Source organism: Pseudomonas sp. GW822-FHT02G04 (assembly GCF_058802085.1).
Genome location: NZ_JBXANU010000001.1, coordinates 266601 through 290197, shown reverse-complemented (window position 1 = coordinate 290197; position 23597 = coordinate 266601). Strand labels below are relative to the sequence as shown.

Genomic DNA, 23597 nt, shown 5'->3' with positions numbered 1-23597 from the left:
ACCATGACACGGACTGGTGATATGACTGACAACCTGATCGAAATCCGTGACCTCAACGTGGCCTTCAGTGGACAGACCGTGGTGCGCAATCTGTGCCTGGACATCCGCCCCGGCGAATGCCTGGCGCTGGTCGGCGAGTCCGGTTCCGGCAAGTCGGTGACCGCCCACTCGATCCTGCAACTGCTGCCCGACAGCGGCACTGAAACCACCGGCAGCATTCGCTATCGCGGCCAGGAATTGATCGGTGCCGACACCAGCGCCTTGCGCAAGCTGCGCGGCAACCGGATCGCGATGATCTTCCAGGAGCCGATGACCTCCCTCAACCCGTTGCACAGCATCGAAAAGCAGATCGGCGAAACCCTGCTGCTGCACAGAGGGCTGAGCGGCAAGGCGGCGCAAGCGCGGATTCTCGAATTGCTGCAACTGGTGGGCATCCAGAAGCCCGAAGAGCGGCTCAAGGCCTACCCCCATCAACTGTCCGGCGGCCAGCGGCAACGGGTGATGATTGCCATGGCCCTGGCCTGCGAACCGGAATTGCTGATCGCCGACGAACCGACCACCGCGCTGGATGTAACGGTGCAACGCAAGATCCTGCTGCTGCTCAAATCCTTGCAGCAGAGACTCGGCATGTCGCTACTGCTGATCAGCCACGACCTCAATCTGGTGCGTAGCATCGCCCAGCGCGTGTGCGTGATGCGCGCTGGGGAAATCGTCGAGCAGGCGCCCTGCGAGACACTGTTTACCGAGCCGAAACATCCTTACAGCTGCGTGCTGCTGAACGCCGAGCCGGAGGGTGAAGCGCTGCCCCGGGACGAACGTGAAAACGTGCTGGAAGTGGACAATTTGCACGTACAGTTCGCTATCGGTGGCGGCCTGTTCCAGCGTAAAACTTACTTGCGTGCAGTCGATGGCATCAGCCTCAACGTTCAGCGCGGTAAGACCCTGGGCATTGTCGGTGAATCCGGGTCGGGCAAATCCACCCTCGGTCAGGCGATCCTGCGCTTGCTCGATTCCGAAGGCAGCATTCGCTTTCAGGGTGAGGCGCTGGATAGCCTGACGCAAAAGCAGCTGCGACCGTGGCGCAAGAAGATGCAGGTGGTGTTTCAGGACCCCTTCGGCAGCCTCAGCCCACGGATGTCCGTGGCGCAGATCATCAGTGAAGGCCTTGAGGTCCATAGCCAGTCCACTCCCGCCCAATGCGACGCCCAGGTGATCCGGGTGCTGGAAGAAGTCGGCCTCGATCCGCAAAGCCGTCACCGCTACCCGCACGAATTTTCCGGCGGGCAACGCCAGCGCATCGCCATTGCCCGCGCGCTGGTGCTGAAACCGGCGCTGATCCTGCTCGACGAACCGACCTCGGCCCTCGATCGTACGGTGCAAAAACAAGTGGTCGCCCTGCTCCGTCAGCTTCAGGAGAAACACGGCCTGACCTACCTGTTCATCAGCCATGACCTGGCGGTGGTGCGCGCCCTGGCCCACGACATGATCGTGATCAAGGACGGCAAAGTGGTGGAAAGCGGCGCCAGCCACGACGTGTTCGACTCGCCGCAGCATCCCTACACCAAAGAGCTGTTGGCGGCGGCGCATCCGGGGTAGGCATAATCCCTGCGATCTTTTGATCTTGATCCCCCGACAATGGACACCCCGATGAACACCACCGAAAGCCTCAAGGACTACCAGCGCGTTCGCACCCTGGCGATCCGCTCACTGTTCGAGATCATCGAGCAATCGAGCGAAGGCACGGTGATTGTCGACCGCGACGCGAACATCGTCTGGATGAACGAGCGCTATGCCCGGCGATTCGGCCTGGAGTCGGCCGCAGGTGCCATCGGCAGGGCCTGTGAAAGCGTGATCCCCGGCAGCCTGTTGCGCGAGGTGGTGCGCACCGGACGGCCGATCCTGCTGGACATGCAAGACACCCCCAAAGAACCGCTGGTGGTGATGCGCCTGCCGATTCACGACGATGCCGGCGCGGTGATCGGGGCCATCGGTTTTGCGCTGTTCGACGAGTTGCGCAGCCTGTCGCCAATGCTCAAGCGCTACCTGAGCATGCAGGAAGAACTGGCATCGACCCGCTCGCTGCTGCGGGCGCGACAGACCAAGTACAACTTCGCTCACTTCATCGGCACCAGCGCCGCCAGCCTCGAAGTCAAACGCCGCGCCCGACGCAGCGCCAGCGCCGAGTCACCGGTGTTGTTACTCGGTGAAACCGGCACCGGCAAGGAACTGCTGGCCCAGGCAATCCACGGCGCATCGCCCCGAGCGCATAAAGCCTTCGTCAGCATCAACAGCGCAGCGATTCCCGAGTCGCTGCTGGAAGCCGAGTTCTTCGGCACCGCGCCCGGCGCGTTCACCGGCGCCGATCGCAAGGGCCGCGCCGGCAAGTTGCAAATCGCCCAGGGCGGCACGCTGTTTCTCGACGAAATCGGCGACATGCCGCTGCCGTTGCAAAGCAAACTGCTGCGGGTGTTGCAAGAAAAGGAATTCGAACCGGTGGGCTCCAACGAAGTGATTCAAAGTGATGTGCGAGTGATCGCCGCCACCTCCACCGATCTGGTGGCGGCGATCAAACGCGGCGAGTTTCGCGCCGATCTGTATTACCGCCTCAACGTGCTGCCGATCCAGGTCCCGCCCCTGCGTGATCGCCTCGACGACCTGCCGGCCCTCAGTGAAGCGATCCTTGAGGAACTGCGCAGTCAGCACGAATTGAACCGCGAAGCCCTGGATTTGTTGGGGCAACACGCCTGGCCAGGGAACATTCGTGAACTGCGCAACGTGCTGGAACGGGCGGCGTTGCTCAGTGATGACTTGATGCTGAACGCGGCGGATATCCGCGCGGCGATTGGCAGCTTTACCCCGGTGGAGCGTGCGGCGCCTCTGCCCCTTGAGCCGATTGCCCATGAAACCTTCAGCGAGGCCCGCGAACGGTTTGATCGGCAGTTGATTGAATCGACCCTCGCGCAATGCGGTGGGAAGGTGATCGAAGCGGCGGCGCGGTTGGGGCTGGGGCGGTCGACGCTGTACAGGAAGATGGTGGCGTTGGGGATTGCAGAGTCTCCATAAAGAGACATAGGTCTCCATTGGTAGATAGGGCCTCTTCGCGGGCAAGCCTCGCTCCTACGGGAGCGTGATTATTTACGAAATCGCACGCCCCGTAGGAGCGAGGCTTGCCCGCGAAAGCGTCAGCACAATCGCAAAAAATCTCAATACAGAGACAAAAATCAGCGAAACCACCTAACAAACAAATAATCTCCTTATATTTCAACATCTTAGGCATCTGGCACGAAACCCGCTATAGCCCTCCCCACCAAGCTTCACCCTACAAAAATAACAATCCTGGAGAGACACACCATGAGTGTGATCATTGCCTTGGCAGCCCTCGCGCTGCTGATGGTGGCTGCTTACCGTGGCTACAGCGTTATCCTCTTTGCCCCGATCGCCGCCCTCGGCGCCGTCCTGTTCACCGACCCTTCCGCCGTTGCCCCCGTCTTCACCGGGGTGTTCATGGAAAAAATGGTCGGCTTCGTCAAACTGTATTTCCCGGTGTTCCTGCTCGGAGCGGTGTTCGGCAAGCTGATCGAGTTGTCGGGTTTCTCCCGCTCCATCGTCGCGGCGGCGATTCGCTTGCTCGGCACTCGCCAGGCGATGCTGGTGATCGTGCTGGTCTGCGCCCTGCTCACGTACGGCGGTGTGTCGCTGTTTGTGGTGGTGTTTGCGGTCTACCCGTTTGCCGCCGAGATGTTCCGCCAGAGCAATATTCCCAAGCGCTTGATCCCGGCGACCATCGCCCTCGGCGCATTCTCGTTCACCATGGACGCGCTGCCCGGCACCCCACAGATCCAGAACATCATCCCCAGCACCTTCTTCAACACCACCGCCTGGGCGGCGCCGTGGCTGGGTGTGATCGGCGCGATTTTCGTGTTCTGCGCCGGCATGCTGTTTCTGCAGCGCCAGCGCAACAAGGCCCAGCGCAGTGGTGAAGGCTATGGTTCAGAACTACGCAACGAACCGGAAACCGCGCCGGACATCCAGCTGCCCAACCCGTGGATCGCGCTGTCGCCGCTGTTGCTGGTGGGCCTGATGAACCTGCTGTTCACCCGCTGGATTCCTGTTTGGTACGGCAAGACCCACAGCCTTTCGCTGCCGGGCATGGCCACTCCCGTGACCACCGACATCGCCAAGTTGACCGCAATCTGGGCGGTCCAGGCCGCCCTGCTGGTGGGCATCATCATGGTGCTGGTATTCGGTTTTCAGGCGATTCGTGGCCGGTTGGCCGAAGGCAGTAAAAGTGCGGTCAGTGGCGCACTACTGGCGGCGATGAATACCGCGTCGGAATACGGTTTCGGTGCGGTGATTGCCTCGTTGCCGGGCTTTCTGGTGCTGTCCGACTGGCTCAAGAGCATCCCCAACCCGCTGGTCAACGAAGCGATCACCGTGACCCTGCTGGCCGGCATCACCGGCTCGGCGTCGGGCGGCATGAGCATCGCGTTGGCGGCGATGTCCGAGAGTTTCATCAGCGCTGCCCACGCCGCCAATATTCCGCTGGAAGTGCTGCACCGGGTCGCCGCGATGGCCAGTGGCGGCATGGACACCCTGCCGCACAACGGCGCGGTGATTACCTTGCTGGCGGTCACCGGTTTGACCCACCGCGAGGCCTACAAAGACATTTTCTGTATTACGCTGATCAAGACACTCGCTGTTTTTGTGGTGATCGGTACTTTCTACGCCACTGGCATTGTGTGAGGTATTCATGACGACTCTTTCGGGCAAGACCGCACTGGTCACCGGTTCCACCAGCGGCATCGGTCTGGGGATCGCCCTGAGCCTGGCCAAGGCTGGCGCCAACCTGATCCTCAACGGTTTCGGCGATGCGTCCAAAGTGATTGCCGAAGTAGAACAATTCGGCAGCAAGGTCGGCCATCACCCCGCCGACGTCAGCGACCCGGCACAGATCGCGGACATGATCGAGTACGCCGAGCGTGAGTTCGGTGGCGTGGATATCCTGGTCAACAATGCCGGCATCCAGCACGTGGCGTCGGTGGAAGATTTTCCGGTGGAGCGCTGGGACTCGATCATTGCGATCAACCTGTCGTCGGTGTTTCACAGCACCCGTCTGAGCCTGCCGGGCATGCGCGCCAAGGGCTGGGGAAGGATCGTCAACATCGCTTCGGTGCACGGCCAGGTCGGTTCGGTGGGCAAGGCAGCGTACGTCGCAGCCAAGCATGGCGTGATCGGCCTGACCAAAGTGGTCGGCCTGGAAACCGCCACCACCAACGTTACCTGCAACGCCATTTGCCCAGGCTGGGTGCTGACGCCGCTGGTGCAGAAACAGATCGATGATCGTGCCGCGACCGGGATCGACCCGCAGCAGGCGCAACATGATTTGCTGGCCGAGAAACAGCCGTCCCTGGAATTCGTGACGCCGCCGCAACTGGGAGAGTTGGTGCTGTTTTTATGCAGCGAAGCCGGTAGCCAGGTGCGTGGCGCGGCGTGGAATATTGATGGTGGGTGGTTGGCGCAATAACCTGCCGCCCGCCCAGACACTGATCGTTCCCATGCTCCGCGTGGGAATGCAGCCCGGGACGCTCCGCGTCCCAAGAGCGGACGCAGAGCGTCCATTGAGGCATTCCCACGCAGAGCGTGGGAACGATCTGACTAGAAAAAGAGGCCAAGCCATGTCCGACATCCTCTGGCAACCCGGCACCGAGCGCATCGGCAAGACCCGCATGGAGGCCTTCCGGCGTTTCATCAATCAGCGACACACCCTTGGGATCGCCGACTACCCTGCCCTGCACCAATGGAGCATCGACCAGCGGGAAGCCTTCTGGCAGGCCATCGTCGATTTCTTTGACATTCGTTTTCACGATCAGCCAGACGCGGTGCTGATCGAAGGCGCGCAAATGCCCAGCGCGCAATGGTTCCCCGGCGCTACCCTGAACTTCGCCGAACACTTGCTGCGCCGTCGTGACGATGCCGTGGCAGTGGTGGCCATCGGTGAAAACGGCCAACGGGAACAATTGACCTGGGCCGAACTGGCAAGCCACGTCGCCGGATTTCAAAACGGCCTGAAAGCCGCCGGTGTCGGCCTCGGTGATCGCGTGGCGGCGTGCATGCCGAACACCTGGCAAACCCTGGTGGCGATGCTCGCCACCACCAGCCTGGGCGCGATCTGGTCCTGTTCTTCTCCCGATTTCGGCACCCACGGCGTGATCGATCGCTTCGGCCAGATCGAACCGAAAGTGCTGATCACTTGCGCCGGTTACCGCTACGCCGGCAAAGAGATCGACCAGACCATCAAGGTCAATGAGATCCTCGGACAATTGCCGTCCTTGCAGCAATTGATTGTTGTGCCCTATGCACGTCCTCAGGCGCGCATCGAGGATTTCCGCTGCCAGGCCAACGTGACGCTGTGGGACGATTTTTACGACCCGGGCGGCGAGCCGCAATTCGTTCCCGTGCCCTTCGCCCATCCGCTGTACATCCTCTACTCCAGCGGCACCACCGGCGTGCCCAAGTGCATTGTGCACGGCACCGGCGGCGTGTTGCTGCAACACGTCAAGGAACATGGCCTGCACACCGACCTCGGTGCTGGCGACCGCTTGTTCTACTACACCACCTGCGGCTGGATGATGTGGAACTGGCTGGTCTCGGCGCTGGCCGTGGGCAGCGCGGTGGTGCTGTATGACGGCTCGCCGTTTCATCCAGGCCCGGAGCGCTTGATCGACCTGATCGACGACGAACGCCTCAACGTCTTCGGCACCAGCCCCAAGTTCCTCACCACGCTGGAAAGCAATGGCTTGAAGCCGTGCGAAAGCCATGACCTGAGCAGCCTGAAAACCATACTGTCCACCGGCTCTGCGCTGTCGCCGCAAAGCTTCGATTACGTCTACCGCGCATTCAAGTCCGACCTGTGCCTGTCTTCGATGTCCGGCGGCACCGATATCGTTTCGTGCTTTGTGATTGGCAACCCGGTCCTGCCGGTGCGCCGCGGCGAAATGCAGTGCAAGAGCCTGGGCATGGCGGTCGAAGTGTGGAACGACGATGGCCGGCCTGTGATCGGCGAAAAAGGCGAACTGGTGTGTACCCGGCATTTTCCGGCGATGCCTATCGGACTGTGGAACGACCCGCAACAGGAAAAACTGCGCGCGTCGTATTTCAGCCTGTTCCCCGGTGTCTGGGCCCAGGGCGATTACGCCGAGCAACTGCCCCATGGCGGCATGCTGATCCACGGCCGCTCCGACGCGGTGCTCAACCCCGGTGGCGTACGCATCGGCACGGCGGAAATCTACCGTCAGGTGGAGAAAATCCCGCAGGTGCTGGACAGCGTCGCCATCGGTCAGCAATGGCAGGATGACGTGCGAGTGGTGCTGTTCGTGCGCTTGCGCGACGGCGTCGAACTGGACGAAGCGCTGCAACAACAGATCCGCCAGGTCATCCGCGCCAACACCACGCCACGGCATGTGCCGGCGAAGATTGTCGCAGTGACGGATATTCCGCGGACCATCAGCGGCAAGGTGGTCGAGTTGGCGGCGCGCAACGTGGTGCATGGCCAGAAGGTGAAGAACACCGATGCACTGGCCAACCCCGAAGCCCTGGAGCAATTTCGAAACCGCCCGGAACTGAACGACTGAAATGCGCCCCCCGTAGACGTCAGTCCATCAAACCCCATTCACCCGGCGGCGTATGAGGGCCGGGTGTGGCCTCGGCGTGCATTTTCAGGCGCAGCCGCAAGTTGTTCACCGAATCCGCATGTTTCAACGCCTCTGCCTCATCGATCGCACCCTCGGCAAACAGCGCGAACAGCGCCCCGTCAAACGTCTGCATCCCTACCTCTGAAGACTTCTCCATGATCCCCTTGAGTTCGCCAAACTCATTGCGCCGGATCAGGTCGCCGATAGTCGGCGTGCCCAGCATCACCTCCACCGCCGCCCTGCGCTGCCCGTCGCGGGTACGCACCAAACGCTGGGACACAAACGCCTTGAGGTTGTTGCCCAAGTCATTGAGCAGTTGTGCCCGGCGTTCTTCGGGAAAGAAATTAATCACGCGGTCCAGCGCCTGATTGGCGTTGTGCGCATGCAACGTGGAAATCACCAGATGACCGGTATCGGCAAATGCCAGCGCATGCTCCATAGTCTCGCGGTCACGGATTTCACCGATCAACACCACGTCCGGCGCCTGGCGCAACGTGTTTTTCAGCGCGGCATGGAAACTGCGGGTATCGACGCCGACCTCGCGCTGATTGACGATCGACTTCTTGTGCCGATGGATAAACTCGACCGGGTCTTCAATAGTGATGATATGGCCACTGCTGTGGCGGTTGCGGTAATCGATCAGCGCCGCCAGCGAAGTCGACTTGCCCGATCCGGTCGAACCGACGAACAGCATCAGCCCTTGTTTGAGCATCACGGATTCGAGCAGCACCGCTGGCAAGTTGAGATCTTCGAAGCGTGGAATGTCGAGTTTGATGTTGCGTGCCACAATCGACACGTCATTGCGCTGTTTGAAGATATTGAGCCGGAAACGCCCGACCCCGGGCAGGGAAAGTGCCAGGTTCATTTCCAGGTCCCGATCGAACTCCAGGCGCTGTTCGGCGTCCATGATGGACGCGGCAATGGCAGCCACTTCTCCCGGCTTGAACGGTTGATCGGTCAGGGGGTCGAGCACACCGTCAAATTTCGCGCAGGGTGGCGCGCCCGTGGACAGGTAAAGATCGGAGCCATTGCGGCTGGCCAAAATCTGCAGCAGTGCATCGATTTCCATGGCAAAAAGCACCCGCGAAGCATTCAATGAAAAAAATGACCCCAGGCGGGTCATCCAGCGTCTACCGCCTTGCAAGGATAGTAGACGCCGCCACACTGACTCACGCGCAGGACATGTAGATGAACGCACCACCGACCGCCAGCGATGCCCAGGCCTTGATTGCCCGACTGGACTGGACAAACAACCCGTTGGGCGCCGCCGAAAACTGGCCGCAGAGCCTGCGCACCGCGGTGGACATCGTGATCCACTCGCCAATGCCGATGCTGTTGCTGTGGGGCCCGCAGCTCACCCAGATCTACAATGACGGCTTCGCCTTCCTCGCCGGCAGCAAACACCCTCACGCTTTCGGACAACCGACGCACCAGATCTGGCCGGAACTCAAAGACTTTACCGACCCGATTTACAGCGCCGTCCTACAGGGCCAGGTGCGGACCTACAGCGAACAGCGCTTTACCTTGCAACGCGACGGTCGGGATTCTGACTTCTGGCTGGATTTGACCTACAGCCCCATCCGCAATGAAAGCGCCGAAGTCGCCGGGATTCTGGTCACGGCCATCGAAACCAACGAACGCCGCCGCATCGCCCTGGAACTGGAACAACGCTCTGCCGCCAGCCTCAAGGCCCAGCAAGAAACCGAGCAGCGTCTGCAACTGGCGCTGGCCGCCACCGATGCCGTCGGCACCTGGGACTGGGACATTGGCGAAGACCGTTTCATCGCCGATGCCCACTTCGCGCAATTGCATGGCGTCGACCCGGCCATGGCCAGCCAGTTGCCGATCAGCGAATACCTCCACGGCGTGCACCCGGAAGACCGCGCCATGATCGCCCGCAGCATCAAGCACTGCATCACCCATGGCAGCGAGTACGCCGAGGAATATCGCTTGCTGCAAGCCGACGGCCAGTTGCGCTGGGTGTTTGCCCGGGGTCGTTGTTACAAGGATCATCATGGCCGGCCGATCCGCTTCCTCGGCGCCGCGCTGGACCTGACCGAACGTAAACACATCGAACAAGCCTTGCGCCAAAGCCAGACCGAGCTGCAACTGATCATCAACGCCATGCCGATCCTGATCAGTTATGTGGACCGCGAAGAGCGTTTTCGCCTGAATAATGCCGCTTATCTGGAATGGTATGGCCTGACGCCCCAGGAGCTTTACGGCCGTACCATTCGTGAAGTGCTCGGCGATGAAGCCTATGGCCTGCGCGCCGAATACATCGCCGAGGCGCTGAAAGGCAAGACCTGTTGTTTCAGCATCAGCGCCGATCACCGCGACGGCAGCACCCGCCAGGCCCTGATGAACTACCTGCCACGCCATGGCGCGGACGGCGCGGTGAATGGTTTCTACATCTTCGTGATCGACGAGACCGAGCGTAAACAGACCGAAGAGGCTCTGCGCAACCTCAACGAAACCCTTGAAGAACGCGTGAGCGCCCGCACTCAACAACTGGCCGAAGCCAACCAGCGACTGCAGAACGAGATGTTCGAGCGTGAGCGCGCCGAAGACGCCTTGCGGCATGCACAGAAAATGGAAGCGGTCGGCCAGCTCACCGGCGGCATCGCCCATGACTTCAACAACATGCTCACCGGGATCATCGGCAGCCTCGATTTGATGCAACGCTACATCGCCGATGGGCGCGCAGCCGAGATCGGTCGTTTCACCGAAGCAGCGGTGTCCTCGGCCCATCGCGCCGCCGCCCTGACCCACCGGTTGCTGGCATTCTCACGGCGTCAGTCACTGGATCGCAGGCCACTGGACGCCAACCAGCTGGTGCATTCCCTGGAAGACTTGCTCAGCCGGACCAAGGGCGATCACATCGAGCTGAAACTGAAGCTGGCCGATGAGGTCTGGCCGGTCAGTACCGATGTCAGCCAACTGGAAAACGCCTTGCTCAACCTCGTGATCAACGCCCGGGATGCGATGCCTGATGGCGGCGAGTTGTTGATCGAAACCGCCAATGTTCACCTCGACGGCAGCGACGTCACCCCGCTGGAGCCGGTCAGGGCCGGGGATTACCTGATGATTGCCGTCAGCGACAACGGCGCCGGCATGACCCCGTCGGTACTGGCCAAGGCCTTCGATCCGTTCTTCACCACCAAACCCATCGGCCAGGGCACCGGCCTTGGATTGTCGATGATCTATGGTTTCGCCCAGCAGTCGGGTGGGCACGTCAGCCTGCACAGCCGGCCGGGCCAGGGCACCAGCGTTCGCCTGTATTTGCCACGGTTGCACGTCGCCCTGCCGGAGCACGCTCAGCTGCCGGTCATCGGTGAGGCACCGCCAGCGGTTGCCGGTGAAACCGTGGTGTTGGTGGAAGACGATCCGGCGGTGCGCATGCTGGTGCTCGACCTGCTCAAAGAGTTGGGTTATCACGCCCATGAAGCCGAAGATGCGCAGAGCGCCCTGCCCTTGCTGGAGTCCGACCTGCGGGTCGATCTGCTGGTGACCGATGTCGGGCTGCCGGGCATGAATGGTCGGCAACTGGCGGAAATCGCTCGTCAGCACCGCCCAGAGCTCAAGGTGCTGTTCATCACCGGTTATGCCGAGAAAGCCGCCGAACGCCAGGGCTTCCTGGAGGAAGGCATGGACATGGTGGCCAAACCCTTTTCCATGGACCTGTTGGCCAACAAGATTCGCACGATGATCGGCCAAGCCGGCTGAGTTAAGGCATAATCGCGCGCCCCCCGCTGGCACCAACATAGCCACCACCGTTGCAAGGTACTGCCCATGAAAGCCCAAGCCCGCCATATTCTGGTGAAAACCTCGGAAGAAGCCGAGCAGCTCAAACAACGCATCGCCAAGGGCGAAGCCTTCGATGTGCTGGCCAAGAAATACTCCACGTGCCCGTCCGGCAAACGCGGCGGGGATCTTGGCGAAGTGCGGCCCGGGCAGATGGTCGGGGCGATCGATGCGGTAATCTTCAAAAAACCGTTGCGAGTGGTGCACGGGCCGATCAAGAGCAAGTTCGGGTATCACCTGGTGCAGGTGTTTTACCGGGATTGATCGGTTGGCTCGATATACAGGGTGAGGCTTGCCAAAAAAATCACAGCATCCCCAAAGATTGCATTTCAATCTTTGGGGATGAGTGCTCCCGGCACTTGAATCACCCGACTCGCCAACCGATGCCCCGCTTCTGCAGCCTCGACCGGGTTACCACCCTTCAAACGGCAAGCCAGATACGCCGCACTGAACGAATCCCCCGCCGCCGTGGTGTCCACCACCCGTTCGACCACCTGCGCTGGCACTTCGAATGACTCACCGTCACAACGAATCAAACACGCTTCGGCACCGCGCTTGAGCACCACTTCGGGCGTGCCCATCTGCTCGTAAGCGGCAAACACCGCCGCGCAATCGGAAAAGTGGAACAGTGCCTGCTCGTCGTCAACCGTCAGCAACGCCAGGTCGACATAGGGCAAAACTTTGCGGTAAGCCGCTCGTGCGTCCTCGACCGAAGCCCACAGGCGTGGTCGATAATTGTTGTCGAACACGATCCGCGCATCCCGCTGCCGGGCTTCGATCAGGGTGTCCAGCAGTTTCTCCCGGCCCTGCTCACCGAGCACCGCCAGGGTGATGCCGCTGAAATACAGCACGTCGTAATCCGGCAGCGCTGCCAGGATGGGCGCGGCCGCCGGGGTGGTGAAGCAATCGCGAACGGCCGCTTCGTTGCGCCAGTAGAGAAAACGCCGCTCGCCGGCCGCGTCGGTCTGGATGCAATACAGGCCGGGCAAGCGACCGGGCAAACGCTGGACCATGCCCAGGCCGATGTGTTCGCTGGCCCAGCTCTGGCACATCGCATCGCTGAAACTGTCGTCACCCAGGGCAGTGACGTAATCCACCGTACCGCCATCGCCCAGTTCACGGGCGAGATAGACCGCAGTGTTCAGGGTATCGCCGCCGAAGCTTTGTTGCAGAGAGCCATCGGCGCGTTGCTGCAATTCGATCATGCACTCGCCGATCAGGGCGATGCGCGGGGTGTTGGGGCCGAGGGGGCTGATGTTGTTCATGTTGTGGGGCTCTTAAAAACAGGTTTCCATGGTTTCGATGACATTCAGCTGTTCATCCACCAGACACCCGATACGCCACTTGTCGAACGTCAAACACGGGTGCGAAGTCCCGAACGAAATGATATCGCCCACCCGCAACTCAACCCCCGGCGCCACGCTCATGAACGCATGCTGGTCCATCACCGCCGTTACCTTGCAGGCACTCACATCATCACCAGTCGCCGGCACCACACCGGCCTTGTAACGCAGCAACGGTACCGGCAAACCGGCGTCATAAGCCACGTCGCGCTTGCCCAGGGCGATTACCGCAAAACCCGGTTCCGGCAACGACTGCACATGCGCCCAGACTTCCAGCGCCGGGCGCAGACCTTCGTGCAGGTCGCTTCGACGGTCGAGCACGCAGCATTGCGCTTCTTTGTAGATGCCATGGTCATGGGCCACGTAACTGCCGGGGCGCAGCACGCTGAGGAAGCGCCCGCCGGCATTCTGTGCTTCGAACGACTCGGCGATCAGGTCGTACCACGCCGACCCCGACGCAGTGATAATCGGCTTGGCAATCGCAAACGCGCCGCTGTCCTGCAGTTGTACCGCCAGACGCACCAGGGAGGCGGCGAACTCGCGGATGCCGCTCACTGCATGATCACCATGAATCACCCCTTCGTAGCCCTCGATGCCGGTCAGCGCCAACGCCGGTTGAGCGTTGATAGCCTTGGCCAGCGCCAGCACTTCGGCTTCAGTGCGGCAACCGCAACGACCGCCGACCACGCCGTACTCGATCATCACGTTCAGGCGCACGCCGCGCGAGGCGAAAAACGCGCCGAGGTCGGCGACGTTATCCGGGTGATCGACCATGCAATAGAAATCGAAAGTCGGGTCTGCCAGCAGGTCGGCGATCAGCGCCATGTTTGGCGTGCCAACCAGTTGATTGGCCATCAGCACCCGCCGTACACCATGGGCGTAAGCCGCGCGGGTTTGCGTGGCGCTGGCCAGGGTGATGCCCCAGGCACCGGCGTCCAGTTGGCGACGAAACAGCGCCGGGGTCATGCTGGTTTTACCATGAGGCGCCAGTTCTGCGCCGCTGTGGCTGACGAAGTCCTGCATCCAGCGAATGTTGTGTTCCAGCGCGTCGCGGTGCAGCACCAGTGCCGGCAGGCTGACGTCCCGCACCAGGTTGGCGCCGGTCTGGGCGGCGCCCTTTTCCACGGCGGCGGTATTGATGGCAGTAGACATGGTCGATCTCCTCATACACGGCCGCAGGCAGCCGCTGTTATTCGTTGATACGCCGGGCGAGGCTGTTGGCGCTGTCGATCAGCACCCGGCGATAGTCGTTGTAATTGTTCTTCGCATCGGCGCGTGGGGCGACGATGCACAGGGTCGCGATGGCCACGCCATTCGGGTCTTTGACCGGGGCGGCGAAGCAATGGGTAAAGGTGTCGGCGACACTGTCGAAGGAAAAGAATCCGTCGATGGCGGCCTGGCGGATCTCCCGGAGAAACTGCTCCAGCGGCAGGTGTTCGCCGTCGGGCAGGATGAAGTCGTCGGGGTCGATCAAATCGACGATTTGCTGATCGCTCAGGTGCGCCAGCAGCAGGCGCCCGGAAGCGGTCCAGGGGATCGGCGCGTTTTCGCCGATGTCCGAGGAAATGCGGAAATGCCGCTCGCCCTCTTTCATCAATGCCACGGTGTATTTGCGCCCGTTGAGCAGGCACATCTGCGCGGTTTCGCGGGTCTGGCTGACGATCTCCTGCAAGGCGTGATCGGCCTCGCGGGACAGGTCGAAATGACGCAAATGCGCCTGCCCGAGGAAGTACAACTGACGGCCGAGGTAAACGTGACCGTCCTTGCCCACGGGCTCGAGGATGCGCCGCTCCAACAAGGACGCGACCAGTTCGTAGACCGTGGATTTCGGGCTGCCGATGCCGCTGGCGATTTCGTTCGGGCGCAGGGGCTGGCCGATTTCCTTGAGGAAATCGAGGATGTCGAACGCCCGGTCCAGACCGCGAGCCCGGCGCTTGATGGTGTCTTCGGTCATGTCTTCAGGTTCCCATTCAGAGTGCCGGGAGTTTACCGCTAATGATCGTTCCCACGCTCCGCGTGGGAATGCATCCCGTGACGCTCCGCGTCATATCCAGAGCCGAACGCGGAGCGTCCGTTGAGGCATTCCCACGCAGAGCGTGGGAACGATCTATGGCCTCAGGCCTTTTTCTTGTACGCAATGCAATCAATCTCGACCTTGCAATCGACCATCATGTTCGCCTGCACGCAAGCCCGGGCCGGGGCGTGTTCGCTTTTGAAGTACTCGGAAAACACCTTGTTGAAACTCCAGAAATCCCGCGGGTCTTCCAGCCACACGCCCGTACGGACCACATCTTCCAGACCGTAACCGGCCTCTTGCAGAATCGCGATCAGGTTTTTCATGGTCTGGTGAGTCTGCTCGACAATCCCGCCCACGATGATTTCACCATCCACCGCCGGCACCTGGCCGGACACGTGCAGCCAGCCATCGGCTTCGACGGCGCGGGCGAAAGGACGGGGCTGGCCGCCACCGGCGGTGCTGCCGGTGCCGTAACGAGTAATGCTCATGGGTGTTTCTCCTGATTAAAAAGTGAATGCTTAAAAGCGGGTGCTCTTGAGAAATTCCGCCAGTCGCGGCGACTGCGGGCGCTCGAACAGTTCCTTGGGCGGCCCCTGCTCTTCGATCCGCCCCTGATTCATGAACACGATCTTGTCCGAGACCTCGAAGGCAAAGCGCATTTCGTGGGTCACCAGCAGCATGGTCATGCCGTCCTCGGCCAGGCCCTTGATCACGTTCAGCACTTCGCCCACCAGTTCCGGATCGAGGGCCGAGGTGACTTCATCGAACAGCATCAAACTCGGGTTCATCGCAATCGCCCGGGCAATCGCCACACGCTGTTGCTGACCACCGGACAACTGACCGGGGTAATGATCTCGGCGTTCCAGCAGGCCAACCCGCTCCAGCCATTTTTCCGCCAGCGCCACCGCCTCGTCCTTGTGCAGCTTTTTCACCTTGAGTAGACCGAGGGTGACGTTCTGCAATGCAGTGAGGTGCGGGAACAGATTGAATTGCTGGAAGGCCATGCCGGTCATGGCGCGATGGCGGGCGATGACTTTTTCCGGATGGCGCACGCGCTTGCCGTTGACCTCGTCATAGCCGATGGATTCACCGTCGAGCAGAATCTGCCCGCCCTGGAACTCCTCGAGCATGTTCACGCAGCGCAACAGCGTGGTCTTGCCCGAACCGCTGGAGCCGATCAGCGTGACCACATTGCCACGCTGCATGGTCAGGTCGACGCCCTTGAGCACTTCGAGCTGGCCGTATTGTTTGTGCAGGCCGCGGATGTCCAGCAGCGCTTGGTTCTGGGTCGAAACTTGAGCTTGTGTCATGGCAAGGCCACCCGCTTTTCAATGTGCCGGCCGAGTAATTCGATGGCGTAGTTGATGACGAAAAACAGCAATCCGGCGAACAGGTAGAACTCGAGGGTCATGAAGGTCCGGGCGATGATCTGTTGAGTGCTGAGCAGCAGCTCGGCGACACCGATCACCGACAACAAGGTCGACGCCTTGACGATCTCGGTGGACGAGTTGACCCAGGTCGGCAAGATCTGCCGCAACGCCTGGGGCAACAACACATAGCCCAGCGCCTGGTAAAACGTCAGGCCGATGGCCTTGCTCGCTTCCATCTGGCCGCTGGGCAGCGCTTGCAACGCACCGCGCACGATCTCGGCGACATGGGAACCGCAAAACAGCGTCAGGCCCAAAGTGCCAGCCCCGAAAGCGCTGATCTGCCAGCCCAGTGCCGGCGCCATGTAGAAGCAGGCCAGTACCAATACAAACACCGGCGTGCCGCGAATGATGTCGACGTAGAACCGGAACGGCGCGCGCATCCAGAACGTGCCGTAGGTGAGTACCAGGCCGGCGACGATGCCGACCAGCGTACCCAGCAAAATTGCCAGGCCCGAGCACTGCACACTGGTCAGGAAGCCCTGCCACAGCACTTCCCGCGCCACCCACAACTCATGCAACCAACTGGGAGATTCGTACATGGGGGGCCTCCTATCGGCGAATCGCCAGACGCTGCTCGAGGTAACGCAGCATCATGGCAATGAGGTAACAGGCCGCAACATAGAGCGCTGTGGTCACCAGCCAGGTTTCAATCACCCGGTAGCTCTCGACATTGATCTTGCGCGCGTAATAGGTCAGCTCCGGCACGGCAATCGCCGCCGCCAGCGAGGTGTCCTTGAACAGCGAAATGAAGTTGTTCGACAGCGCCGGCAGCACATTGCGCAGCATCACCGGCACGGTGACGTACGCCTTGACCTGCCACTCGCCCAAGCCGATCGCCAACCCGGCTTCACGTTGCCCCTTGGGAATGCTCAACAGCCCCCCGCGAAACACTTCGGTCAGGTACGCCCCGGCATACAGCGACAGGGTGATGATGAACGAGGGGATCTTGTCCAGACGAATGCCCAGGCTCGGCAAGGCGAAGTAGATCAACAGAATCAACACCAGAATCGGCGTATTACGGATCACCGTCACATACACCGACGCCAGCACCCGCAACGCGCGGTGCTTCGACAACAAAGCAAACGCCATCAGCAGGCCGATCACGCAACCGATGGCGATCGACACCAGCGCCAGCTCAAGGCCCAGGCCGAGCCCCGCCAGCAAGGTGTCGAAGTCGCGCCACACGGCGGCAAAATTCAACTGATAGTTCATGGTCAGCAGTACCTTGAGCGGGGCGATTTATCACCGCCCCGCTCCTCATTCAAAAGTTGGAAACGTCGCGAGCGAAGGAAAGACAAGGCGAAAACAGACGAGAAAGCGGAGTTGACTTTAGTCAATGAGCATTTCGAGTCTGTTTTCAACGCAGTATTTCCGAGCGCAGCAGTTTTCATTTGAATTCGACTGGGAAACCGATTGCAGGAGTCGGCAGGTCGACACCGAACCATTGTTTGAAGGAAGCCGCGTAAGTCGGGAATTCAACGCCGGTCATGCCTTCATGCAGGACGGTGTTGACGAAGTTCAGCCAGTCCTGATCACCGCGTTTCACCGCACAGGCGTAGGTTTGCGGGCTCCAGGCGTAGGTCGGGCTGCGATAACGGCCAGGGTTCTGCACCATCAGGTATTTCACCGACGACTGATCGGTGGCCGCCGCATCGGCCCGGCCGGAGTTCACCGCCTGATACATCAAGTCAACGCTGTCGTACTGATCGACCTTGGCCTTGGGCAGCGCCTGATGCACCAGCTCTTCGGCGTACACGTTCTGCAGCACTGCCACGGTCACACCGTCTGCGGCGGCCTTGAGGTCTTCGATTTCCTTGTACTTGCTGTTGGCCGGCAGCAACAGGCCAACACCTTCGCGGTAGTACGGCAGCGTGAACGCGACCTGTTGGGCGCGGCTGGCGGTCACGGTGATGAACTGGCAACTCATATCGACCTTGTCGGTCAGCAGGTTCGGAATCCGCGCATCGGACGACTGCACGATGAACTCGACCTTGCTCGGATCGTTGAACAACCCCTTGGCCACCATCCGCGCGATATCGATATCAAAACCCTGCAACTTGCCATCCGCTCCCTGGAAGTGCCACGGCGCATTGGTACTGCCCGTGCCCACGATCAATTTGCCACGGGCCAGCACGCTGTCGAGCTTGCTGTCTGCCGCTTGAGCGACACCCACGGCAGCGGCCGAAGCCGCGAGAACGAAAACACACGCTTTAAACAAGGAAGGTCGGCGATGCATGGCAAGCACTCCAGGGCTGTGTTTATTCCGCTATACCGGAACTCGGTATGTAACAACGGAATAGACAGCAGAAAGTGTGCCACAGGTTGTGGGCGGAATCTCGGGGGATTTGAAAAGTGTTTTGAATCAAATGGATGCGAAGTGGATGCGCTAGAACGCCAAACAGACGTTACAAAATGCACAAGTGCTGAACGCTACCTATGGCTACAGGGTGCGGGTAATTGGGTCACATTTCAGGGCGCACTCAACCTCGGGGTGCACTCAAATCGCGATCGAGGCAAGTCATGCGCCTACAGGCGCTTGAGGTACCTGTAAGAACAGGCCTGTAACTGCATACTTCCTAACGCTTAACAGCCTCCTCATAAACTTGCCCGCGCTCCCGTTTACCAACCGCTATCACCGTCACTACCAGAACCTCATCCACAACCCGATAAACCAGTCGGTATCCGGCACTACGCAGCTTGATCTTGTAAGCATTGCCCAGCCCACTCAGCCGATCCGCTGGAACGTGCGGATTAGCCAACCGCTCCTGAAGCTTCTTCTTGAACTGCTCTCTCAACGTTGATCCAAGCTTCTGCCACTCCTTCCAGGCCTTTTCAGAAAATTCCAGCTCATAGGTCATCGATAGAAACCTTGATCGTAGGATCGTTTTCTCGTTCGCGGCAAAGGGCTAACAGCTCCATGTCTTCAAGCCGGTCCATCATCGCTTCGTATTCTTTGGCTGGGACGCAGTAGAAAGCGGGTTCATTACGGTTGAGGATTGCGACAGACAAACCACCACCGGCAGCAACCGTCCCCATGGGGTTTTTCTTTAGTTCGGAAATGCTCGCTACGACCTGAGAAAGCACGATGTGTGTCATTACGCTACTCCTTGAAGTGCTTTTAATGGCGCTAAAAATAGCACTCTGAACCAAGTCTGGCATCTATCCTTTACCCATAGAAATTGGAATGGGACCACTGGCACCGAACCCCACCTGTAATTTCTGACAGTAGACCCATCCGCTCGCCTCCTTTAACGTCAACAGGCCTTCGATAGTCTTTGAAAAGGAGATTTCAATGAGTTCGATGACCACCCAGCCACTGGATCCGGCCTACCGCAAAGCACTCAACACCTGGCGCACAGTGATCATGTATTTCGGCAACCAACACTGTCCCGCCTGCGAATGGGCCGAGCCGGTTTTCCGTGCAATTGCCGAGAAGTACAAAGATCACGCGTGCATCTATGTGCTGGATACGAGCAAATCCCCTCGGCATCCAAAAGTCACCGGCACACCCACTGTGCTGGTCTACAAGGACGGGAAACTGCTAACGAAGTTCAAGGGCATTGGAGACCCGGAAACCTTTGAAGAACATTTAAAAAAACACATCGGCAAGCTCAGGCCCAAACAGGTTGCCCACAAGCCTCGCCACGACTTGCCATGGTTGCAGAAGACCTTCAGCACGTTATGCACCGCGCCTCGGGCACGGGAGCGGTTGAGCCGGTAAAACGCAGCTCCCACAGGTTCTGCGTCTTAATTTACCGGCATCGCTGCTAATGCTTGAGCGACGCCAGCACCCGCTGAGCATTCGCACCGCACCCCATGCCCTCGGGCCGCGCCTGGATGCTCTCGATCACCTCCAGTAACCGCGCCTTGCTCTGGGCCAGGTGCAGTTGCATTTCTTCGATCTGCTCGACCTTGCGCTCAAGACCCGCCACCAGTTCGTCGTGCTTGAACTCACCCGTCGTGGCATCCGGCAACAGCAACTTCAGCTCTTCCAGGCTGAAACCGGCCTGTTGGGCGCACTGGATGATTTTCAGGGTTTGCAACACTTGCGGCGGATAACGCCGATAACCGTTGGTCTGACGCTCGACCTGACGGATCAGCCCCTGGGCCTCGTAAAACCGAATACGCGAAGCGTTAAACCCGCTCAGTTGCGCCAATTCACCAATCTTCATCACGGCCTCATTTGCACGCTTGACATTAAAGTTAGCTTTAAGCTTAGCCTCTACTCATCACTGATGAGGAGTCAAGTATGTCGCCCTTCCAAACATTGAATTTGCCCAACGGCCAGACCATCGGTAATCGCATCGCCAAAGCCGCGATGGAAGAGAACCTCGCCGATACAGGGCAGGCACCTTCCGGCGAGTTGTTTCGGTTGTATCAAGCCTGGGCTGACGGCGAGGCCGGGCTGTTGCTGACCGGCAATGTGATGATCGACCGTCGCGCCATGACCGGCCCCGGTGGCGTGGTGCTGGAAGACGAGCGACACCTGGAACGCTTTCGCCAGTGGGCAACCATCGGCCGGGCCGGTGGCGCGCAGTTCTGGATGCAACTCAATCATCCCGGGCGCCAGACCATGGCCAACCTCGGCCAACAGGCCTTGGCCCCCTCGGCGGTAGCGCTGGACCTGGGCGGGTTTTCGAAGATGTTTGCCGAACCCAAACCCATGGGCGAGGACGACATTGCAGAAGTCATTCAACGTTTCGCCACCAGCGCCGCCCTGGCGGAAAAGGCCGGTTTCACCGGGGTGCAGATTCATGCCGCGCACGGTTATCTGCTCAGCCAGTTTCTGTCGCCGTTGACCAATCGCCGCACCGACCGCTGGGGTGGCTCTCTGGAAAACCGTGCGCGTTTGCTGCTGGAAGTGCTCAGCGCTGTTCGCAAGTCGGTGTCGCCGCAGTTTTGCGTGGCGGTGAAGCTCAATTCCGCGGACTTCCAGCGCGGCGGTTTCGACGCCGATGACGCCCGGCAAGTGATCCAGTGGCTCAACGAGCAACAGATTGATTTGCTCGAACTCTCCGGCGGCAGCTACGAAGCACCGGCCATGCAGGGCGAGGCTCGCGATGGTCGGACTTTGGCGCGAGAAGCGTACTTTCTGGAGATGGCCAGCGAACTGGCCGGTGTGGCGCACATGCCGGTGATGGTGACCGGGGGAATTCGTCGGCTGGCAATCGTCGAACAGGTGCTCGACAGCGGCATCGCCATGGCCGGTATCGGCACGGCACTGGCCATCGAACCGCAGCTGGTCAAACGCTGGCGCGAAGGCCTGAACAGCCATCCGCAATTGCCGCCGATTCGCTGGAAACGCAAAGCCCTGGCGTCGCTGGCGAACATGGCCGTGGTGAAGTTTCAGCTCCATCGATTAAGCCGCGGGCGCACGCCCAGGCCGCAAGTCTCGGCAGTATGGGCATTGATCCTCGACCGGTTGTACATCGCCCGGCGTACCCGCCAGTACCGCCAGGCAATGGGCAAATAACCGAAGAAACCTGTGGGAGATTCTTTGTGGTGAGGGGGCTTGCCCCCGTTCGATTGCGAAGCGATCGTAAACCCAGTCACCGTCTTCGGATTCAAGATCGTAGCGACTGGTTTTAGGGGCGCTTCGCACCCCAACGGGGGCAAGCCCCCTCGCCACAATGGCTCCCACAGGGAATCACCAGCGTGTTTATCGTCCGGCAAAGCGCAGCCGCGACAACATCCGCAGGTCGCCCTCGCGGTAATAGTCATCGGTCCAGCTGTCATCCGCCGCCAACGGCCGGACCTGCTTGAGTTGCAGTTTCTTTGCAAAGTAGCGGAACCGGTAATGCTCGTAGAAGCGCAGCAGTTCCAGCCCGTAGCGATCGGCCAGGTCGGTGTCGCCACGGATGATCAGGTAGTTCTCGTCGTTGCCGTTGCTGGCCGCGTCACTGAGATTGTGGCTGCCGCTGATGATGGTCGGTGAGTCGCTGGTGAAGTCGACGACGATGGCTTTGGTGTGCACCAGCAGGTTGCCCTTCTGGCCTTTCATGTTTTCCTTGAGCCAGCCTTCAAGACCGGTGTTGAGCAACGCGGTAGCGGCGAATTCGGCGGTGCGGTCGGCGTGAAAACCGGTGATGCTGCTGACCGTGTTTTGCAGGCCGTAACGCAAGATGTCGTCGTGGGGTTGGCCGAGCAGCGCGTTGAGTATTTTGTCCGGCAAGGTGAATGCGGTGACAAACAGCAGGTCTTTTTTGGCGGCGTTGATGATCTTGATGAACTCACTCAAGTCGCCCTCGCCCGAGCGCGGTGAAAAGCCGGCGAACAGCGGCTGGTCAGGCTGCATCAGATTGTGTTCCGTGAGCCAGTCCCGCGTGGCGCCGACGTCCGCCGGCGTGGCCCAGACCTGCTCGAAGGTTTGCAGATAACTGGCGCCGATCCGGACGTCATCCAGCACATGCACGACGTTGGCCTGACGGTAAACGCCGTTGGCAGTGAAGTTGGTGCTGCCGCAGAGTACCGCTTCGGGCTGATGCTGCCCCGCCGCATCGAGCCGGCTCAGGACCATGAACTTATCGTGAAAGATATTGTGGGTGACTCGCCCGCGTTTGTTCGCCGCCGGGATTTTTTCCAGGCTGGCTTCGTTCAGCGCCGTGGTGTCTTCGCCGGGTTGGGCGTGATACAGGACCCGAACCTTTACGCCGCGCTCGAAGGCGGCGTTCACCGCATCGACGATCACCTGCAACTGGTATTCGTAGATCGCAATGTCCAGCGCCCACTGGCCATCCACGGCACGTTCGATAAACCCCAGCAAGCGTGCGAGTAGACCATTTTCCAGCCATTGCCGCGGCGCGTCGGGCCATTCTTCGATGGGCAGTTTCTTGTTGGCGCTGAGCAGCGCATCAAGGTCGGAAAACTTGCGCTGGAATGCCTGGCTGGCAGCCACCGCCCGGTTGAAAATCACGTTCTGGCCCTTGGGCAGGCCATTGTCCGTGGTGACTGTCACTTCCAGGCTTTCACCCAGTTGTGGCGCATCGGCGGTGCCGTAGGCCAAGTGAACCCGATAGTGGATCGTCACACCCGGATTGACCGCGTAATCGGCCCAGCGAAATTTCTGTAGCGGCGCGGCATCGCTGGGGGTGGCGTGAAACTGGGGGAAGGTATGGGTCTTGCCGGGAAAGGTCAGGCTGTTGAACAGAAACAGCCAGGGTTTGTCGCCTTGCTGTTTTTCGATGGCAAACCCCAGCAGGCCTTTGCGGCGAGGTTCGGCCAGGTCGATGGCCAGCAGCACACCGTTGGTGCCGGCGTAGGCTTTGACGCGAAAATCGTCCTGATCGTTGCGGGCTAGAACGCGCATGGGGTC

The 23597-nt window shown here is 60.4% G+C and carries 22 protein-coding genes; 9 read left to right on the top strand and 13 right to left on the bottom strand.

The features are described from left to right. Nucleotides 1–21 precede the first annotated feature (21 nt). The 5 genes from AC1RO5_RS01360 to AC1RO5_RS01340 all read left to right on the top strand — a co-directional run bounded on the left by AC1RO5_RS01360 (nt 22) and on the right by AC1RO5_RS01340 (nt 7631). On the top strand, nt 22–1596 hold the full coding sequence (locus AC1RO5_RS01360) for an ABC transporter ATP-binding protein (RefSeq protein WP_493172053.1): 1575 nt from the start codon (nt 22–24) through the stop codon (nt 1594–1596). A gap of 51 nt (nt 1597–1647) precedes the next feature. After that, complete coding sequence (locus tag AC1RO5_RS01355) at nt 1648–3063, top strand: sigma-54 interaction domain-containing protein (RefSeq protein WP_493172051.1); 1416 nt, start codon at nt 1648–1650, stop codon at nt 3061–3063. Between the two features lie 288 nt (nt 3064–3351). Then, the gene (locus AC1RO5_RS01350) at nt 3352–4743 is read left to right on the top strand and encodes a GntP family permease (RefSeq protein ID WP_493172049.1); all 1392 of its coding nucleotides are present in this window, start codon (nt 3352–3354) and stop codon (nt 4741–4743) included. A 7-nt stretch (nt 4744–4750) separates the two neighbouring features. Further along, nucleotides 4751–5524, top strand: a complete 774-nt coding sequence (gene hbdH, locus AC1RO5_RS01345; RefSeq protein WP_493172047.1) for a 3-hydroxybutyrate dehydrogenase — start codon at nt 4751–4753, stop codon at nt 5522–5524. A 151-nt stretch (nt 5525–5675) separates the two neighbouring features. Beyond that, the gene (locus AC1RO5_RS01340) at nt 5676–7631 is read left to right on the top strand and encodes an acetoacetate--CoA ligase (RefSeq protein WP_493172045.1); all 1956 of its coding nucleotides are present in this window, start codon (nt 5676–5678) and stop codon (nt 7629–7631) included. Nucleotides 7632–7650: 19 nt separating this feature from the next. Here the strand turns inward: AC1RO5_RS01340 and AC1RO5_RS01335 are convergent, their stop codons facing one another. Then, nucleotides 7651–8760, bottom strand: a complete 1110-nt coding sequence (locus AC1RO5_RS01335) for a PilT/PilU family type 4a pilus ATPase (RefSeq protein ID WP_493172043.1) — start codon at nt 8758–8760, stop codon at nt 7651–7653. A 119-nt stretch (nt 8761–8879) separates the two neighbouring features. On the opposite strand from AC1RO5_RS01335, the gene AC1RO5_RS01330 reads away from it, so the two are divergent. Both AC1RO5_RS01330 and AC1RO5_RS01325 read left to right on the top strand, forming a co-directional pair. Further along, entirely contained in the window at nt 8880–11417 is a 2538-nt protein-coding gene (locus AC1RO5_RS01330) for a PAS domain-containing hybrid sensor histidine kinase/response regulator (RefSeq protein ID WP_493172040.1), read from the top strand. A gap of 66 nt (nt 11418–11483) precedes the next feature. Beyond that, nucleotides 11484–11759 carry a peptidylprolyl isomerase gene (locus AC1RO5_RS01325; RefSeq protein WP_007933743.1) on the top strand — a complete coding sequence of 92 codons (276 nt, stop codon included), beginning with the start codon at nt 11484–11486 and terminating at the stop codon, nt 11757–11759. A gap of 65 nt (nt 11760–11824) precedes the next feature. On the opposite strand, the gene AC1RO5_RS01320 is transcribed toward AC1RO5_RS01325, so the two are convergent. From AC1RO5_RS01320 to AC1RO5_RS01275, 10 genes are all read right to left on the bottom strand, one after another. After that, entirely contained in the window at nt 11825–12760 is a 936-nt protein-coding gene (locus AC1RO5_RS01320) for a sugar kinase (protein ID WP_493172038.1), read from the bottom strand. A gap of 12 nt (nt 12761–12772) precedes the next feature. After that, nucleotides 12773–13990: an amino acid deaminase gene (locus tag AC1RO5_RS01315; protein ID WP_493172036.1), complete on the bottom strand. Its 1218-nt coding sequence runs from the start codon at nt 13988–13990 to the stop codon at nt 12773–12775. A 37-nt stretch (nt 13991–14027) separates the two neighbouring features. Then, a complete protein-coding gene (locus tag AC1RO5_RS01310; protein ID WP_493172034.1) occupies nt 14028–14792 on the bottom strand; it encodes an IclR family transcriptional regulator in 765 nt (254 codons plus the stop codon). A gap of 161 nt (nt 14793–14953) precedes the next feature. Continuing rightward, nucleotides 14954–15343, bottom strand: coding sequence for a RidA family protein (locus AC1RO5_RS01305; RefSeq protein WP_019649173.1), 390 nt, complete (start codon nt 15341–15343; stop codon nt 14954–14956). Nucleotides 15344–15373: 30 nt separating this feature from the next. Further along, a complete protein-coding gene (locus AC1RO5_RS01300) occupies nt 15374–16165 on the bottom strand; it encodes an amino acid ABC transporter ATP-binding protein (RefSeq protein WP_019578494.1) in 792 nt (263 codons plus the stop codon). Next, the gene (locus AC1RO5_RS01295; protein ID WP_493172031.1) at nt 16162–16824 is read right to left on the bottom strand and encodes an amino acid ABC transporter permease; all 663 of its coding nucleotides are present in this window, start codon (nt 16822–16824) and stop codon (nt 16162–16164) included. Before AC1RO5_RS01295 ends, AC1RO5_RS01300 begins: the two co-directional genes overlap by 4 nt. 10 nt (nt 16825–16834) lie before the next feature. After that, nucleotides 16835–17497 carry an amino acid ABC transporter permease gene (locus tag AC1RO5_RS01290; protein WP_007941741.1) on the bottom strand — a complete coding sequence of 221 codons (663 nt, stop codon included), beginning with the start codon at nt 17495–17497 and terminating at the stop codon, nt 16835–16837. A 175-nt stretch (nt 17498–17672) separates the two neighbouring features. Then, complete coding sequence (locus tag AC1RO5_RS01285) at nt 17673–18521, bottom strand: transporter substrate-binding protein (protein ID WP_493172029.1); 849 nt, start codon at nt 18519–18521, stop codon at nt 17673–17675. A 340-nt stretch (nt 18522–18861) separates the two neighbouring features. Further along, on the bottom strand, nt 18862–19143 hold the full coding sequence (locus AC1RO5_RS01280) for a type II toxin-antitoxin system RelE family toxin (RefSeq protein WP_413694770.1): 282 nt from the start codon (nt 19141–19143) through the stop codon (nt 18862–18864). Next, the gene (locus AC1RO5_RS01275; RefSeq protein WP_413694771.1) at nt 19133–19381 is read right to left on the bottom strand and encodes a type II toxin-antitoxin system Phd/YefM family antitoxin; all 249 of its coding nucleotides are present in this window, start codon (nt 19379–19381) and stop codon (nt 19133–19135) included. The genes AC1RO5_RS01280 and AC1RO5_RS01275 overlap by 11 nt, the downstream gene beginning before the upstream one ends. Before the next feature lie 196 nt (nt 19382–19577). On the opposite strand from AC1RO5_RS01275, the gene AC1RO5_RS01270 reads away from it, so the two are divergent. Further along, a complete protein-coding gene (locus tag AC1RO5_RS01270) occupies nt 19578–20006 on the top strand; it encodes a thioredoxin family protein (protein WP_493172026.1) in 429 nt (142 codons plus the stop codon). A gap of 46 nt (nt 20007–20052) precedes the next feature. Here the strand turns inward: AC1RO5_RS01270 and AC1RO5_RS01265 are convergent, their stop codons facing one another. Further along, the gene (locus tag AC1RO5_RS01265; protein WP_493172024.1) at nt 20053–20457 is read right to left on the bottom strand and encodes a MerR family transcriptional regulator; all 405 of its coding nucleotides are present in this window, start codon (nt 20455–20457) and stop codon (nt 20053–20055) included. Between the two features lie 77 nt (nt 20458–20534). Here AC1RO5_RS01265 and AC1RO5_RS01260 point away from each other — a divergent pair, with 77 nt between their 5' ends. Next, the gene (locus tag AC1RO5_RS01260) at nt 20535–21758 is read left to right on the top strand and encodes an NADH:flavin oxidoreductase/NADH oxidase family protein (protein WP_493172022.1); all 1224 of its coding nucleotides are present in this window, start codon (nt 20535–20537) and stop codon (nt 21756–21758) included. A 186-nt stretch (nt 21759–21944) separates the two neighbouring features. On the opposite strand, the gene AC1RO5_RS01255 is transcribed toward AC1RO5_RS01260, so the two are convergent. Next, nucleotides 21945–23591 (bottom strand): phospholipase D-like domain-containing protein, encoded by a 1647-nt coding sequence (locus AC1RO5_RS01255; protein ID WP_493172020.1) that lies wholly within the window; start codon nt 23589–23591, stop codon nt 21945–21947. Nucleotides 23592–23597 lie beyond the last annotated feature (6 nt).

Excerpts from the sequence above, each read along its gene's own strand:
- AC1RO5_RS01360 (WP_493172053.1), top strand. The coding sequence starts at position 22 with ATGACTGACAACCTGATCGAAATCCGTGACCTCAACGTGGCCTTCAGT.
- AC1RO5_RS01290 (WP_007941741.1), bottom strand. The coding sequence starts at position 17,497 with ATGAACTATCAGTTGAATTTTGCCGCCGTGTGGCGCGACTTCGACACC.
- AC1RO5_RS01350 (WP_493172049.1), top strand. The coding sequence starts at position 3,352 with ATGAGTGTGATCATTGCCTTGGCAGCCCTCGCGCTGCTGATGGTGGCT.
- AC1RO5_RS01280 (WP_413694770.1), bottom strand. The coding sequence starts at position 19,143 with ATGACCTATGAGCTGGAATTTTCTGAAAAGGCCTGGAAGGAGTGGCAG.
- AC1RO5_RS01285 (WP_493172029.1), bottom strand. The coding sequence starts at position 18,521 with ATGCATCGCCGACCTTCCTTGTTTAAAGCGTGTGTTTTCGTTCTCGCG.
- AC1RO5_RS01300 (WP_019578494.1), bottom strand. The coding sequence starts at position 16,165 with ATGACACAAGCTCAAGTTTCGACCCAGAACCAAGCGCTGCTGGACATC.
- AC1RO5_RS01330 (WP_493172040.1), top strand. The coding sequence starts at position 8,880 with ATGAACGCACCACCGACCGCCAGCGATGCCCAGGCCTTGATTGCCCGA.
- AC1RO5_RS01335 (WP_493172043.1), bottom strand. The coding sequence starts at position 8,760 with ATGGAAATCGATGCACTGCTGCAGATTTTGGCCAGCCGCAATGGCTCC.
- AC1RO5_RS01265 (WP_493172024.1), bottom strand. The coding sequence starts at position 20,457 with ATGAAGATTGGTGAATTGGCGCAACTGAGCGGGTTTAACGCTTCGCGT.
- AC1RO5_RS01340 (WP_493172045.1), top strand. The coding sequence starts at position 5,676 with ATGTCCGACATCCTCTGGCAACCCGGCACCGAGCGCATCGGCAAGACC.
- AC1RO5_RS01255 (WP_493172020.1), bottom strand. The coding sequence starts at position 23,591 with ATGCGCGTTCTAGCCCGCAACGATCAGGACGATTTTCGCGTCAAAGCC.
- AC1RO5_RS01325 (WP_007933743.1), top strand. The coding sequence starts at position 11,484 with ATGAAAGCCCAAGCCCGCCATATTCTGGTGAAAACCTCGGAAGAAGCC.
- AC1RO5_RS01295 (WP_493172031.1), bottom strand. The coding sequence starts at position 16,824 with ATGTACGAATCTCCCAGTTGGTTGCATGAGTTGTGGGTGGCGCGGGAA.
- AC1RO5_RS01310 (WP_493172034.1), bottom strand. The coding sequence starts at position 14,792 with ATGACCGAAGACACCATCAAGCGCCGGGCTCGCGGTCTGGACCGGGCG.
- AC1RO5_RS01305 (WP_019649173.1), bottom strand. The coding sequence starts at position 15,343 with ATGAGCATTACTCGTTACGGCACCGGCAGCACCGCCGGTGGCGGCCAG.
- AC1RO5_RS01270 (WP_493172026.1), top strand. The coding sequence starts at position 19,578 with ATGAGTTCGATGACCACCCAGCCACTGGATCCGGCCTACCGCAAAGCA.
- AC1RO5_RS01275 (WP_413694771.1), bottom strand. The coding sequence starts at position 19,381 with ATGACACACATCGTGCTTTCTCAGGTCGTAGCGAGCATTTCCGAACTA.
- hbdH (WP_493172047.1), top strand. The coding sequence starts at position 4,751 with ATGACGACTCTTTCGGGCAAGACCGCACTGGTCACCGGTTCCACCAGC.
- AC1RO5_RS01320 (WP_493172038.1), bottom strand. The coding sequence starts at position 12,760 with ATGAACAACATCAGCCCCCTCGGCCCCAACACCCCGCGCATCGCCCTG.
- AC1RO5_RS01260 (WP_493172022.1), top strand. The coding sequence starts at position 20,535 with ATGTCGCCCTTCCAAACATTGAATTTGCCCAACGGCCAGACCATCGGT.
- AC1RO5_RS01355 (WP_493172051.1), top strand. The coding sequence starts at position 1,648 with ATGAACACCACCGAAAGCCTCAAGGACTACCAGCGCGTTCGCACCCTG.
- AC1RO5_RS01315 (WP_493172036.1), bottom strand. The coding sequence starts at position 13,990 with ATGTCTACTGCCATCAATACCGCCGCCGTGGAAAAGGGCGCCGCCCAG.